This window comes from Oscillibacter sp. (assembly GCF_031978065.1).
Lineage (GTDB): Bacteria > Bacillota > Clostridia > Oscillospirales > Oscillospiraceae > Oscillibacter.
In genome coordinates, this window is record NZ_DALZCH010000009.1 from 39,641 (window position 1) to 53,727 (window position 14,087).

11 protein-coding genes are annotated in these 14,087 nt (G+C 43.4%); all 11 read left to right on the top strand.

The window, feature by feature from the left end; translation table 11 throughout:
* Positions 1-159: 159 nt before the first annotated feature.
* Positions 160-573 carry a sigma factor-like helix-turn-helix DNA-binding protein gene (locus tag RTK01_RS02655; protein WP_312279492.1) on the top strand — a complete coding sequence of 138 codons (414 nt, stop codon included), beginning with the start codon at positions 160-162 and terminating at the stop codon, positions 571-573.
* Positions 574-1,195: 622 nt separating this feature from the next.
* A complete protein-coding gene (locus RTK01_RS02660; RefSeq protein ID WP_312279493.1) occupies positions 1,196-1,576 on the top strand; it encodes a type II toxin-antitoxin system PemK/MazF family toxin in 381 nt (126 codons plus the stop codon).
* A 15-nt stretch (positions 1,577-1,591) separates the two neighbouring features.
* The gene (locus RTK01_RS02665) at positions 1,592-1,978 is read left to right on the top strand and encodes a recombinase family protein (protein ID WP_312279494.1); all 387 of its coding nucleotides are present in this window, start codon (positions 1,592-1,594) and stop codon (positions 1,976-1,978) included.
* Entirely contained in the window at positions 1,975-2,130 is a 156-nt protein-coding gene (locus RTK01_RS02670) for an SHOCT domain-containing protein (RefSeq protein ID WP_312279495.1), read from the top strand. Before RTK01_RS02665 ends, RTK01_RS02670 begins: the two co-directional genes overlap by 4 nt.
* A 124-nt stretch (positions 2,131-2,254) precedes the next feature.
* Positions 2,255-3,829, top strand: coding sequence for a recombinase family protein (locus tag RTK01_RS02675; protein WP_312279496.1), 1,575 nt, complete (start codon positions 2,255-2,257; stop codon positions 3,827-3,829).
* Positions 3,826-4,689 (top strand): recombinase family protein, encoded by an 864-nt coding sequence (locus RTK01_RS02680; RefSeq protein WP_312279497.1) that lies wholly within the window; start codon positions 3,826-3,828, stop codon positions 4,687-4,689. The genes RTK01_RS02675 and RTK01_RS02680 overlap by 4 nt, the downstream gene beginning before the upstream one ends.
* 5 nt (positions 4,690-4,694) lie before the next feature.
* A complete protein-coding gene (locus RTK01_RS02685) occupies positions 4,695-6,362 on the top strand; it encodes a recombinase family protein (RefSeq protein WP_312279498.1) in 1,668 nt (555 codons plus the stop codon).
* 184 nt (positions 6,363-6,546) lie between these two features.
* The gene (locus RTK01_RS02690; protein WP_312279499.1) at positions 6,547-6,714 is read left to right on the top strand and encodes a helix-turn-helix domain-containing protein; all 168 of its coding nucleotides are present in this window, start codon (positions 6,547-6,549) and stop codon (positions 6,712-6,714) included.
* Positions 6,715-6,905: 191 nt separating this feature from the next.
* Positions 6,906-9,125, top strand: a complete 2,220-nt coding sequence (locus tag RTK01_RS02695; RefSeq protein WP_312279500.1) for an AAA family ATPase — start codon at positions 6,906-6,908, stop codon at positions 9,123-9,125.
* Between the two features lies 1 nt (position 9,126).
* Positions 9,127-10,986 carry a UvrD-helicase domain-containing protein gene (locus tag RTK01_RS02700; RefSeq protein WP_312279501.1) on the top strand — a complete coding sequence of 620 codons (1,860 nt, stop codon included), beginning with the start codon at positions 9,127-9,129 and terminating at the stop codon, positions 10,984-10,986.
* 89 nt (positions 10,987-11,075) lie between these two features.
* On the top strand, positions 11,076-14,087 hold a 3,012-nt coding region (locus tag RTK01_RS02705), incomplete at its 3' end, for a DEAD/DEAH box helicase family protein (protein WP_312279502.1).

The following is a 14,087-nucleotide window of genomic DNA, read 5'->3' on the forward strand; positions in this document are numbered from 1 at the left end:
AGAGCAGGTAGAATGTGAAATAAAGTACAAGAGCGTACCTACGGACAGCCATGTCCATCGGTATGCTCTTTTTTTGCTGCACAGAACCATTCCTCGGTGCCGGTCACCGCCTCTTGTCCTTCGTTTTCAATCACATTTTGAAAATTGGAGGACAAGCATATGTCAGAGAACAAAAAATATACCATCGTTGTAAAACGGCAGCGTGTAGAGGTCAGCGAGGCCATCTACCGTGCCTACCATAAAGAGCGGGAAGCGGAGCGCTATCAGAACAAGCTGACCCGCCAAAATGAGTTGTCGCTGGAACGCTTCCGGGAGGACGGCGTCAATATTGATTACCTCATAGTCCGCGTTCAGCCGGATATCTTGGACAAGCTCATTCATCAGGAACAGCTGGAGGCACTGTGGATTGCTCTTCAATCCTTACCGGAGGACGAACGCTCTCTCATTGACGAATTGTTTTTCAATGATAAAAGCGAGCGGATGCTGGCTGCGGAGCTTGACATTCCCCGCATGACACTGAGTGATAAAAAGAAGCGGATACTAAGAAAGCTGAAAAAACTTCTTGAAAATTAAAAATTAATCCGTCCACCCCCCTCACTTTTTCCTTTATAGAAGTGAGGGGGAGTTTTCTATCTCTCTCGTGTTCCTTGAAAAACACCGAAACCATTCGGTCATATCCAGCAGCTTAAATACGTTAGCTGTTCAGCTCCGATGAGGGGAAAGCGGCTTCGGAGGACACGCCAAGACCATCTGCGGATAGGTCAGAGCTATCCGTCAACACGATAGCATCAAAGGTGCCGAGCGAGAAATGTCCGTCCAAGAAGCAATCCGTGGTGGATTGCTCCGCCATAACCTGAACAGCCTACAATGATACTTCTGCATAGCCACAGACATCGCAATGGGTGCAGCCGCCGGAGAACCCGGCGGGGGTGAGAGTCCCATGACAGCCGCAAGCCACGGCTGGTTTAAGCTGACTGCCTAAAGGACGGAATCGTCCTGATACTGCAGGCACTTTGTCTGTGGTGTTGTGCTTCGGGAAGTAGTGTCGAATAGAAGCAGCAGAAAACGAAGAACAAGAGTTTTGTTATATCAGAAACTATGAGGACAGCCGCCCTGCGGGTAAACCCGGTCACAATCGGCGGCTGTCCTTATCCTTGTGGTATAACACTGATTTCACAAAAAGGAGGAATGCAAAATGCGTATTTACAAAGGCGATATCTTCTATGCCGATTTAACGCCGGTTGTCGGATGTGAGCAGGGCGGGATAAGGCCTATTTTGATAGTTCAAAACGACATCGGAAACCGCTACAGTCCCACCGTCATCGTGGCCGTCATCACCAGCCGTACCGAAAAGAACCCTCTGCCCACCCATATCCGGCTGTGCAGCCAGCAGTATGGACTCCGGCAGAATTCCCTTGTTCTTTTAGAGCAGGTGAGAACCATTGATCGTTCCCGCCTGCGTGAGTACATAGGCCATTTGAGTGAACCGCAGATGCAGCAGGTCAATGAAGCCTTAGCCGTGAGCTTCGGTCTGGATGCCCTGCTTCCGGAACCGCAAATGAGCCTTAGCTTGTGAAAGGAGGAATTTTCTATGGATAAGAAATCCGCATGGATTTACTGCCGCATTGATGCGCCGGAAGATGCTCACGGCGCTTTGAAAGTGCAATATGAAAGACTGGAAACCTATGCTGCACAGATGGGCTTTGCCGTTGTCGGTTCTTCGCAGGACTTGGGCAGCGGCGTGAACTTTGACCGTCCCGGTCTGCAGGCTGTTCTGGAAGCGGCAAAATCCGGGAGCTTTCAGGTTCTGTTGGTGGATTCGGTGAGCCGGATCGGGCGGGATATGGCAAAGACCGTCAACTTTATTCAAACAATCAGTGACTGCGGGATCAGCATTTACTCCCCGATGGAGGGAGAAATCAAGCTGTCTGATTTTGAAACGCCGCCGTTCCAATTAGGTCAGGAGAGATTGCTATGACGAAAACAGAACCGGTCAATGAAGTCCGTTATTTAATGGCGCACAACTTCCTCGCCTATCTTCTGGAGCAGGGAAAAATCGGCCCTGCGGAATTTCAGATTGCAGACGAATTTGTGGTCGAAAAGTACAAGCCGAGGCTCCGGATTATTTAGTGGATTTTGTGATAGCTATGTCCGCATCTATGTGGTAGTGTATGTGCTAATACCTTAGAGGTATTGAACTTACACGAAAGGAGCTGTCACACATGAAAATACGAAAATCAAAGGAGGTGCCGCCATGCCGCTGATACAGGTTATTGAACCGGTAAACGCCATTTACCGCTATGCGCCGCCCAAGCTGCGTGTCTGCGCCTACGCCAGAGTCAGCAGCGATTCGGCAGATCAGCTGAATTCCTTTTCTGTGCAAATGGAGCATTACTCCTCCCTGATTGCCGGAAATGACGAATGGGAGCTGGTGGACATTTACGCCGATGAGGGCATCACCGGAACCCAGTCGGACAAGCGGGAGGAATTCCAGCGGATGCTTTCCGACTGCAGGAAAGGCAAAATCGACCGCATCCTTGTAAAGTCCGTTTCCCGGTTTGCGAGAAACATTCACGACTGCCTCTCCACCGTCCGGGAGCTGAAAGCCCTCGGTATTGAGGTGGAGTTTGAGGAAGATGGCCTCAAGACAGCGGATATGCACGATGAGATGATGATCGGAGCCTTCAGCTCCATCGCTCAGGAGGAATCCACCTCCATCTCCAACAATATGCGATGGAGCTACGCCCGGAGGATGCAAAACGACAATTTCACTTGCTGCTGCGCTCCCTACGGATACGACCTTGCAAATAATATGATGGTTCCCAATCCCAAGGAAGCACCGGTGCTGCGCCGGATATTCGGAAGCTACCTCTCCGGAAAAAGTATGGAGCAGATCGCAGTCGAACTAAATGCAGATGGCATCCCCTGCAAGAACGGTGAAGTCAGCTGGCTGTATACTGCCGTCAGCTATATCCTGAAAAGTGAGCGTTATATCGGCGATGCCCTGCTGCAGAAATCTTACACCACCAGCACCATGCCCTTTCAGACCAAACGCAACAAGGGCGAGCGTGACCGATATTATATCACCGGCTCCCATGAGCCGCTCATCAGCCGGTCGGAGTTTCAGCAGGCACAGCAGCTGATGAAAGCCCGTAACGCCCTCTGCCCAAGCAAGGGGCATCGTAAGCAATATGTATTCTCCCAAAAAATCAAGTGCGGAAAGTGCGGTACAAACTTCTCCCGCAGGGTGACCAACGGCAAAACCTATTGGGTCTGCCATAAGCACTTCCGCAGCAAGGAGCTGTGCGAAATCCGCCAAATCCGGGAAGATGCCATTATACAGGCATTTATCCGAATGGTTAATAAGCTAAAACAGAATAGTCGCTATATTCTTTCCCCCGCTTTGAATGCGCTCATGGATCTCAAATCCAAAATCACCATGAGCGATGCAAAAATCGGAAGTATTAATAAAGAAATAGCGGAGCTTACCAAGCAGAGTCTGGTACTGAATCGTCTCAGGACGAAAGGTTACGTGGACTCTGCTATTTTTATGCAGAAAAATAATGAAATCAACCAGCAGCTTGACCTCCTGAAGCGAAACCGCCGCAGACTTCTGGAAAGCGATGCGGACGATGAGATGATTTCCGACTGTAGGCTTCTGATGGAGCTGATGGAACAAGGAGTACCGTACCTGACCAGCTTTGACGAAACCCTGTTTCACAGCATTGTCAATCAGGTTGTCGTCACCGAGCAGGATAAACTGCAATTCTGCCTCATCGGTGGCTTTGCCTTTACCGAGCAGCTGCCCAAGGAGGTGTTCGGAAGATGAAGAAAAACCGATACCTTCCTTTCGGCTACCACATCCAAAACGGTGTGCTGTGCATTCATGAAGCGGAGGCCGCTGTGGTACGGCAGGTTTTTGAGGATTATCAAGCCGGAATGTCCTATCGCCGGATTGCCGAAAGCCTAACCGCCAAAGGCATCCCCTATATGGAGAACCGCACCGACTGGAATAAGCACAGGGTCAAGCGTATGCTGGAGAATTCACGCTACTGCGGCAGGGATGACTTCCCGCCGATACTCCCTGCCGACACGTTTGGAGCTGTACCCGCCCTAATCGGGAAGAAAAGCCAAGGGGAGCCCTTATCCGAGGAACTGGACAGCATCCGCAGTAAGGCGATTTGTGGGGCTTGTGGAGCCAAATACAAAAGGGATGGCAGAAGCAAGAATTATGAGGCATGGTGCTGCTCCGGCGAGGGGCGCATTACACCAAAACGCATCACCGACCAAGCCCTGCTGGAGAGCGTAATAGACATATTAAATTCGATTATCAATGAGCCGAGCCTGCTGGAGCTTCCTTCACCCCACCGGGAGAATTATTCCCTTGACGTTGCCCGGACAGAGAATCAAATTAACCGGGAACTGGAAAAAAGCGAGGTGGAGAGCGACTACACCAAGTTTCTGATATTCGGCTGTGCCGCCGCAAAATATGAGGCCTGTGCCGATACGGAGCCGGAATACTTAACCCGCTGGTTGCTGGCGATATTCGAGAAACAGCCGCCGCTGGATGCCTTTTCAATCCGCTTATTTGAGGATACTGTCAAGCAGGTGGTCATAGATGCGGACGGCAGCCTGTGGCTGCGGATGATCAACGGAAAGCTAATTCAAAATCAGGCAGGAAAGGAGTAACCGCCATGCAAGCACAAACCGCCATGCAAGCACAAACCATAACACCCATACAGAAAAGAGTCGATGTGATCCCTGCCAATATTCTTTTAACCAAGCCCAATGCCAGAAAGAGAAAGCTGCGTGTGGCGGCCTACTGCCGGGTCAGCACCGAACAGGAAGAACAGCAGTCCAGCTACGCTGCGCAGATTGCTTATTATACAGAGAAAATAAGCAAAAACAAGGATTGGGAGCTTGCCGGTATTTTTGCTGATGAGGGCATCACCGGAACCAGCGCCAAAAAGCGTACCGAGTTTCTCAAGCTCATGGCACTGTGCGAAAAAGGCAAAATCGACATGGTGCTGACCAAATCCGTCTCCCGGTTTTCCAGAAACACGCTGGATGCCATCGGGTATATCCGAAAACTCAAGGCAAAGGGCATTCCCATCATCTTTGAAAAAGAGGGCATCAACACGATGGAGATGGCCAGTGAAATGGCGCTGTGTTTCCTCAGCGGCTTTGCGCAGGCTGAGAGCGAATCCATCAGCCGCAACGTCACATGGGGCAAGCGCCAGAGCTTCAAAAGCGGAAAGGTTCCTTTTCAATATTCCCGCATTTTGGGTTACGAAAAAGGTGAGGACGGTCAGCCCAAGATTGTGCCTGAGGAAGCTGAAATCGTCAAGCGAATTTTCAGAAGCTTTTATTCCGGTGCCAGCGTCCTAAAAATAAAGGAATCGCTGGAAGCAGACAACATCCTCTCGCCCACCGGAAAGCAGGAATGGTCGGTTGGCGTACTGCAGTATATGCTCCGAAATGAGCGTTACATCGGCGATGCCCTGCTGCAGAAAACCTATGTGGTGGACTGCCTGACCAAGGAAACCCGGAAAAGCAACGGCGAAATCCCGCAGTATTATGTAACCGGAAACCATGAGTCGATTGTTTCAAAGGATTTATTCAACCTTGTACAGGAGGAAATCGCCCGGAGAGCCGGTAAGCGAAAAGTGGCCAAGAAAGCGGTTAAAACCGAAAAAGGAAAATACAGCAGCAAATATGCGCTGACCGAGCTTCTCTGCTGCGGTGAATGCGGTACACAATACCGCAGGGTCACTTGGGCGAGGAACAGCAAGAAAAAAGTGGTCTGGCGCTGCATCAACCGCTTGGAATACGGCACGAAATACTGCAAGGAATCCCCTACCATTGAGGAAAGCCGGTTGCACCAAGCGATTGTCACCGCCCTGAACCAGTTGGATGCGGATAAGGTCGATGTCATCGAAGCCCTCAAGGCAGGCCTGCGGCTGGCCATCGGTTCACAGAATGATGATAGTTTTAATGAAGCCGCTGTCCAAAACCGCATCGCCGAGCTGCAGAGCGTGATGATGGATTTAGTGGAACTCAGCTCCAAGTCCAGTGCCGGTGCCGATTACTTCGATGCCAAGTTCGAGGAAATCGCAGCGGAGATAAAGGGGCTGCAGGGTCAGCTTGGGGAGCACCAAGAGCAGACCATGTTCGCCCAAAACACACAAGCCCGAATCCATGAGCTGCTTTACATGATGGAACATACTGACCTCAGCCTGAAAGAATACCGGGAGGACGTGGTAAAAGCTGTGATCGATAAGGTGGAGGTTTTATCCGCCGACCGCATCCGAATTACCTTTAAGGGAAATACACAAATGGAACAGGAACTACCGAGTGAATAAAAATAGCAGGAGAAGCCGCCACAAATGCTGGCGGCATTTCTCTTTTGAGTAGAATTTCTGCTATTTTTCAATTCGTTTCACCATAATACTGTGAATATTTCCATAATTTACACGAATCTAATTGCTTTATTCGCTGATGCGATATATAATATATACAATATTTATTCGGAAAAGGAACGTTTTAATGGATTATATGACAGCGAAAGAAGCAGCGGAAAAATGGGCTATCACTCCACGCCGGGTACAGGTGCTTTGCGCACAGGGTAAGATACCGGGCGCTGTTCGGTTTGGAGTTACGTGGGCTATACCTAAGGATGCGCAGAAACCCAAGGATGGACGGAGAAAGGTATAGTTGTCATATGATTGCTAATGCTTTTTAGTTCATTGTAAGGCTGTTTTAGTGGCTTGATATTTGGAATATAGTACTTATACGCAGCTATGAGAGCTACAAATACAGTTATATATTTCTGTGGAATAATACCTCAAGAAATGCAGATGGCATAAATGCCCATATATCAAAAGAGAAAGCAGGGAGAAGTCGATATGAATATTTCATCTATATATGTTCGGAATTTCCGGAAATTGCAACAGTGCCACATAGATTTCAGCAAGAGTACTACTCTGTTCGTTGGGGCTAATAATAGCGGAAAAACGTCAGCTATGGATGCATTAGGCAAATTTTTAGCAGGAAGAGGCTTTGTTTTTAACGATTTTACTATCTCAAACCGTTCTGCAATAAATGCAATTGGTGAAGAATGGGTAGCAGAAAAATGCAAGATGCCAGAAGACTTGGCGAAATGGGACAATCTTGTGCCAATGATGGATGTTTGGCTAGAAGTTGAGCATAGCGAAATTCACTATGTTGCCAGCATTATTCCTACATTAAAATGGCGCGGAGGAAAGCTTGGAGTACGCTTAGCCTTTCAGCCCAAAGATATTTCAAAATTATTTGCTGAATATCGGGAGGCTTATTCTGCGGCTCGTACTACTGAAGCCATAGGAAGAGGAAAGGATGCCGTTCATATAAATCTATACCCAAAAGATTTGTGTGATTTCCTAGACAAAAAATTAACTACGCATTTTTCTATCAAGTCATATGTACTTGATCCAAAACAGTCATTAGCAGAACCACCACAATCAACCCCTTATTCAATGGAATGCTTCACAGATAACCCATTAAAGGGTATTATCAAGATCGATATGATTGATGCTCAGCGTGGTTTTTCCGATCCGGATTCTTCTGATGAAAATGAAAGGTCACGAAAACAATTATCGGGCCAGATGCGGAGCTATTATGACAAACACTTAGATCCAGAGAAACTCCCTACCTCTGAAGATTTAGAAATATTGGAAGTCACCGAACAAGCTAGAGGTGTTTTTGACAAAAACCTATCCGATAAATTTGCCCCTGCAATTTCGGAACTAGAAGGTTTGGGTTATCCCGGAGTAACCGATCCTAAAATTACGATTACAACTAAAGTTAGTACAAGTGAAACATTGAAACACGATTCTGCCGTGCAATATGCCCTTAGTAAAAACGATGAGACACTGAAGTTGCCGGAAAAATATAATGGTTTGGGCTATCAGAATCTAATTTCAATGGTATTTGATCTTATGAGTTTTAGAGATAGTTGGATGAGGGTGGGAAAAGCCCGGCAAACACAGGATGCTCCAGATACAATTGAACCATTGCATCTAGTTTTAGTGGAAGAGCCGGAAGCGCATTTGCATATGCAGGTTCAGCAAGTTTTTATACGAAAAGCCTACTCGGTATTAAGAAATCATAAGTTTTTAAAAGAAAACATGAATTTTGCCACACAGCTTGTTATTAGCACCCATTCTAGCCATATTGCACGCGAGACAGACTTCGCGGATTTACGCTATTTCAAGCGACTTCCTGAATGTGCGAGCTGTAATGTTGCTACGGCAAAAGTAATTAATCTATCTGATGTATTTGGTAAAGAAGATGAAACAGACAAATTTGTAACGCGATACCTGCAAACAACCCATTGTGACTTATTCTTTGCAGATGCTGCTATATTAGTTGAAGGTTCCGCTGAAAGTATGCTGGTGCCGCATTTTATAAAAGAACATTATCCGGAATTGCATCAAAGGTATGTTTCGATACTTAGTATAAGTGGTCGTCATTCACATCGGCTAAGTCCTTTGATTGATAAGCTATGCTTACCAACATTAGTAATTTCTGATTTGGATTCTGCGGAACCAAGCGGTCACCATAAGGCGGTTCGCCCTGAACGGAACAAAGGACTAATAAGTAGTAATTATGCTATCACTAATTGGCTGATTAAAGAAAAAGATTTGGACAAACTTCTTGATCTTGGGGAAAAACAAAAAGAGTCTATATGTAAGATCCCTTACATGTACTCTATACGAATTGCCTATCAGACTCCGGTACAAATTGATTTTAAAGGAGTACCGACAGAGGTGCTGTCTAGCACCTTTGAGGATTGTATGATTTATACAAATTATAAACTATTCAAAGATCTGAAGCTTGAGGAAGATGATGCGGGCGATGCTGGGAACCTTCTTAAGAAAGTAAATGCCGCACTCAATGCTGAAAAGTCATTTGATGACATACATAAGCAAATATATGATGAGCTTAGAACTGGAAAAACTGACCAGAAAGCTGAATTTGCTCTGGATTTAATTTATGCCATTGATCCCGGTAAGCTTACGGTCCCTCCATATATTGCGGAAGGATTAGAGTGGCTCCAAACTATTCTGCGCCCAGAGGAGTGTTGAAATGGAAGATATAAAAGTTACTCATCCATTATCGGATAACCATGTAGATGATCATGTAGATGATGAAATAAGAATGTGTTTTTCTGAAGATAATCCCAAAAGCTTCTTTATGTTTGCAGGAGCGGGTTCCGGCAAAACACGGAGCTTAATTAATGCGCTTTCTTTCTTAGATAAGAAAATGGGTGCAAAATTGTCCGTATACTCAAAACAAATTGCAGTTATAACCTATACCAACGCTGCTTGCGACGAAATTTCTAAAAGGCTTCAGTATAAGCCGATTTTTGCGGTATCTACCATTCATAGTTTTCTATGGGAACTGATTAAAAACTATCAGCCTGATATTAAAGCTTGGATTATCGAATCTCTGAAAAGAGATATTGCAGAGTTGAATGAAAAACAGGCTAAAGGACGTGGCGGTGATGCTGCCATTAAAAGAGCCGAAGAGATAAAAAAGAAAACCGCTCGCATTAGTAAAATTGATACCATAAAGAAATTTTCCTACAATCCTAATGGAGATAATGTGGGCTATGATTCTCTAAACCATAGCGAAGTCGTTAAAATGGGCTCCGAATTTATAGCTACCGAAGGAACCATGCAGGAAATTCTAATCGGTAAATATCCCATCTTGTTAATTGATGAGAGCCAAGATACAAAGAAAGAGCTTGTTGATGCGTTGCTTATCGTTTACGAAAAATATAAAGACAGATTTGTTATTGGCATGTTTGGTGACACCATGCAGAGAATATATATGGATGGCAAGGACAATTTAGCCGATTGTATTCCCAATGAATGGGAAAAGCCTGAAAAAGTCATGAACCACCGTAGTGCCACGCGCATAGTTGAGCTAGCCAATACAATACGGAAGACTATTGATAAACAGCAACAGCAGCCACGCACTGATGCTGAGACAGGAACAGTACGTTTATTTATAGCTGATTCTTCTGCTAATAAAGAAGAAGTAGAACATCAAGCCGCTAAAGTTATGTCTGAGAAAACTAATGACAAAGCATGGCTTGATGTCACCCAGTATAAAAGCCTGATTCTAGAGCACCATATGGCTGCCAGTAGATTTGGATTTCTTGAATTATATTCCCCGCTGAACGAAATAGATTCCTTCAGCACATCTTTGCGTAATGGACCAATATCTGAAATATCATTTTTAGCAAATGTTATTTCTCCATTAATAAAAGCATATCAAAGCGGAAATGACTTTGAGGTTTCAAAAATTGTGCGACAGTCTTCCCCGCTTTTAGGCAAAAAGGCTTTCCTAGAAAACTCTACAGATCAGAGCAAATTGCTTGAATCTGCCGAAAAATCAGTCGAAGAATTGCTCTTGCTCTGGAAGGATGGATCTATTCCTACTTGTGTTGATATATTAAAGGTCATCAAAAAAACTAACCTTTTCCCCCTCAATGATCGTGTAGACGATATTTTGTCTGGCCCAACAGCAGATGAGGATAAAAAGATAACAGCTTTAAGGGAAGCACTGTCTGTGCCTTTTGATAAGTTGGAAAGATATTCGGCATATGTCACTGACAATACCCAATTTGCTACGCACCAAGGTGTAAAAGGCTTGGAGTTCCCTAGAGTTATGGTTATTATGGATGACGCCGAGTCCAAAGGATTTCTATTTAGCTATGAGAAGCTTTTCGGTGCGAAGGCTAAAACAGAAACAGATATCAAAAATGAACGTGAAGGCAAGGACACGGGAATCTTAAGAACGACACGACTTTTCTATGTAGCATGTACGCGAGCAGAAAAAAGTTTGTCAGTTGTGGCTTACACGAATGATAAAAACGTAGTCAGGGATACTGCCATTTCAAATGGCTGGTTTACTGATGAAGAAATTGAATTACTATAAAAATATTGTTTGATATACCTCACAGATCATGAAATACTCATTGCCGTAAACCATACAATTTGGATAAATAGAGTTAGGAGATGATTTTATTGGATGGTTCAATTAAGCTACCAGCTTATATAAAACAAAAGAAATTTGGGAAAAATATGATAACACATATGATTACCCCAGAAACAGATGTAAGCATAAAACAATCTCCAAAGGGCGATATTGTTGCTATTGATCCATCTGGTGTTCAGATATATATCAAACATAAAAGAGCTCAATTCAAATATAATGAACAATATATTCTAACTACTGATACTGTTCCGAACTTGGACGATATTCTCCAGGGCGTTCAAAAATTAAAGTGGATGCGACATCCAAATGAGAACTTATTGGCTGAACAAATAAGGGAATCCTGGCACAACGGTATACTTCTGAAAAAGGAATCTCAAGACGAGCAGGGTCTACGTACACCCCAATTAGGAGCGATACATGCTACACTTGCACATTGGACGACTTCAACTGATATTGCAACTATAGTAATGCCCACCGGAACCGGAAAAACTGAGACCATGCTGTCGTTACTTATTGCTGCTCAATGCGAGAGATTGATTGTTACAGTTCCTAGTGACTCCTTAAGAGGCCAATTATCTCACAAGTTTTGCACACTTGGTCTTTTAAAAGCGTTTGGAATTGTCCTACCGACAGTTGAACAACCTATTGTTGGAATTTTACATGAACGCTTCAAAACATGCGATGAGCTTCGGGAATTCATTATTGGCTGTAATGTCATTATTACAACAATGTCGTGCGTATCGGGATACTCAGACATAATGCAAAAATGTATTTCCGATCTTTGCTCACATTATTTTATTGATGAGGCACATCATACGACTGCACAAACTTGGACAGAATTTATTCAGAGATTTTCTAACTCCAGAGTATTGCAATTTACAGCCACTCCTTTTAGAAATGATGGAGCGAAGCTTAATGGTGAGATAATTTATAATTATCCTTTACGTATGGCACAGGAAGAACACTATTTCACTAATATCTCATTTAGTCCAATATTTGAGATAAACAGTGAAAAATCTGATATCGAAATAGCAAATGCAGCTATTGTCATACTAAAGCAACAAGAAGCAGCAGGCTATATAAAGCAAATAGTGATGGCACGTTGTGAAAATAAAAAACGTGCAAGAGAAGTTTTTGAAATCTATAAGCAACTATCCCCTGAGTACAATCCTGTTATGATTTTTAGTGGTTCGGGGTTATCAGAACAAAGTAGACGTGAATCAATTGAAAATCTTAAAAAGGGTATTTCAAAAGTTGTTGTTTGTGTTGACATGTTGGGTGAAGGATTTGACCTACCTACTTTGAAAGTTGCTGCATTACATGATGTGAAAAAAAGTTTGACTGTAACCCTACAGCTAATTGGTAGATTTACTCGAACAAAGTTCGATGAAGATTTAGGAGATGCTACATTTGTAGCTAATATCGCAGATATATCGGTTAGTCAAGAATTAGAACGTTTATACGCACAAGATGCCGATTGGAATGGCCTTTTGCCCGAAATGAGTACTGATTCAATTGCACAAGAAATTGGATTTGGTGATTTTCTAAAAGGGTTTAATATACCGAGTGACTTAAAAATTCCATTGCAAAACATTAGGCCAGCATTGAGCACAGTTATTTATCGAAATCCCAAAAATGCTTGGCATTATGAACAATATCAAAATGCAATAGAGCTTAAAGAAGGAGATAAAGCTTGGTCTATCCTAAATAGAGAAGAAAACGTCCTATTAGTTATCATTGCTCGCCGACAACCGGTTGATTGGGGAAACGTTCAAGAAGTAGAAAATCTTATTTGGGATTTGCTAATTGTAATTAATGATATAGATAATAAACTGCTCTATGTAAATTCAAGTGACAATAAAGGAATGTATGCGACATTAGCAGAAGCAGTTATTGGTGAAAAAACTTCTCTAATCAGGAGTTCAGAACCATTTAAATCATTCTATGGAATAAATCGTGTTCGCTTACAAAATGTTGGGTTAAAACAAGTGGTAGGCAAAAATATTCGGTTTAGAATGAGTGTAGGTAGCGATGTAGCTGAAGCATTATCAATTGCTGAAAAGTCCAGTGGACAAAAAGCTTTCATTGTTGGTTCAGGTTATGAAAACGGAAATAAAGTAACATTAGGATGTTCATATAAAGGTCGAGTTTGGACATTGCTGACAGGGAACATTCATGGCCTTGTTAATTGGTGTAAATCCATAGGCACTAAAGTAGTTAACCCTAATATAGACGGAGATGAAATACTAAAAGAGGCTCTCGTACCAAAATTAGTTACTCAGATACCGAATAAATCTTGTGTTTGGATAGACTGGAACGAAGATTTATATAATAGTTCAGAAAACAAAATAGAGTTCCATGTAAATGGATATCAATGTGATTTAGGCAATACATCGATTGATTTGGATTTTGAAAAATCAAGCTCTGAGTCAATTATATTTAATCTAAGTTTTAATTTGTCTAATGATGACTTGCGTTGTCAATTTATAATGACTATCGGTGAAAAAGGTGACATTGCATTTAGCCACTATGCATTACAGGAAGGAATGCCTGCGGTAACTGTCCACGTTGGTCGAAAAGATTTCTCAATTGAAGAATTCTTTCAACTTTATGAACCAAGTATTTGGTTTATCGATGGTTCATATTTATGCGGAAATGAATACATTGAATTAAAGCAAGCTCCCGGTGTTTATCCTGTAGAACGAATTAATGCTTGGGATTGGAGCGGTGTAGATATATCAAAAGAATCGCAGCGTGTAGGAACATTACGCACAGAATCTATACAGTATAATGTAATTCAAAAATTGATGGGCATGGATGCGGATTATAACATTATTTACGATGATGATAATTCAGGAGAGATAGCTGATATAATTACACTAAAAGAAAAGGATGATTGCATCTGCGTAGAGATGTATCATTTAAAATTTGCTAAGGGTGGTGTAGTAAGCAGACAAGTAGATAATTTGTATGAAGTATGCGGACAAGCCCAAAAATCTGTACATTGGAAGTATAAAGAGAATAGAGAATTTTTTAGGCAT

What these genes read in the sequence shown, in the direction of transcription:
- RTK01_RS02655 (WP_312279492.1), top strand. Translation starts at nt 160, where the DNA reads ATGTCAGAGAACAAAAAATATACCATCGTTGTAAAACGGCAGCGTGTA.
- RTK01_RS02660 (WP_312279493.1), top strand. Translation starts at nt 1,196, where the DNA reads ATGCGTATTTACAAAGGCGATATCTTCTATGCCGATTTAACGCCGGTT.
- RTK01_RS02665 (WP_312279494.1), top strand. Translation starts at nt 1,592, where the DNA reads ATGGATAAGAAATCCGCATGGATTTACTGCCGCATTGATGCGCCGGAA.
- RTK01_RS02670 (WP_312279495.1), top strand. Translation starts at nt 1,975, where the DNA reads ATGACGAAAACAGAACCGGTCAATGAAGTCCGTTATTTAATGGCGCAC.
- RTK01_RS02675 (WP_312279496.1), top strand. Translation starts at nt 2,255, where the DNA reads ATGCCGCTGATACAGGTTATTGAACCGGTAAACGCCATTTACCGCTAT.
- RTK01_RS02680 (WP_312279497.1), top strand. Translation starts at nt 3,826, where the DNA reads ATGAAGAAAAACCGATACCTTCCTTTCGGCTACCACATCCAAAACGGT.
- RTK01_RS02685 (WP_312279498.1), top strand. Translation starts at nt 4,695, where the DNA reads ATGCAAGCACAAACCGCCATGCAAGCACAAACCATAACACCCATACAG.
- RTK01_RS02690 (WP_312279499.1), top strand. Translation starts at nt 6,547, where the DNA reads ATGGATTATATGACAGCGAAAGAAGCAGCGGAAAAATGGGCTATCACT.
- RTK01_RS02695 (WP_312279500.1), top strand. Translation starts at nt 6,906, where the DNA reads ATGAATATTTCATCTATATATGTTCGGAATTTCCGGAAATTGCAACAG.
- RTK01_RS02700 (WP_312279501.1), top strand. Translation starts at nt 9,127, where the DNA reads ATGGAAGATATAAAAGTTACTCATCCATTATCGGATAACCATGTAGAT.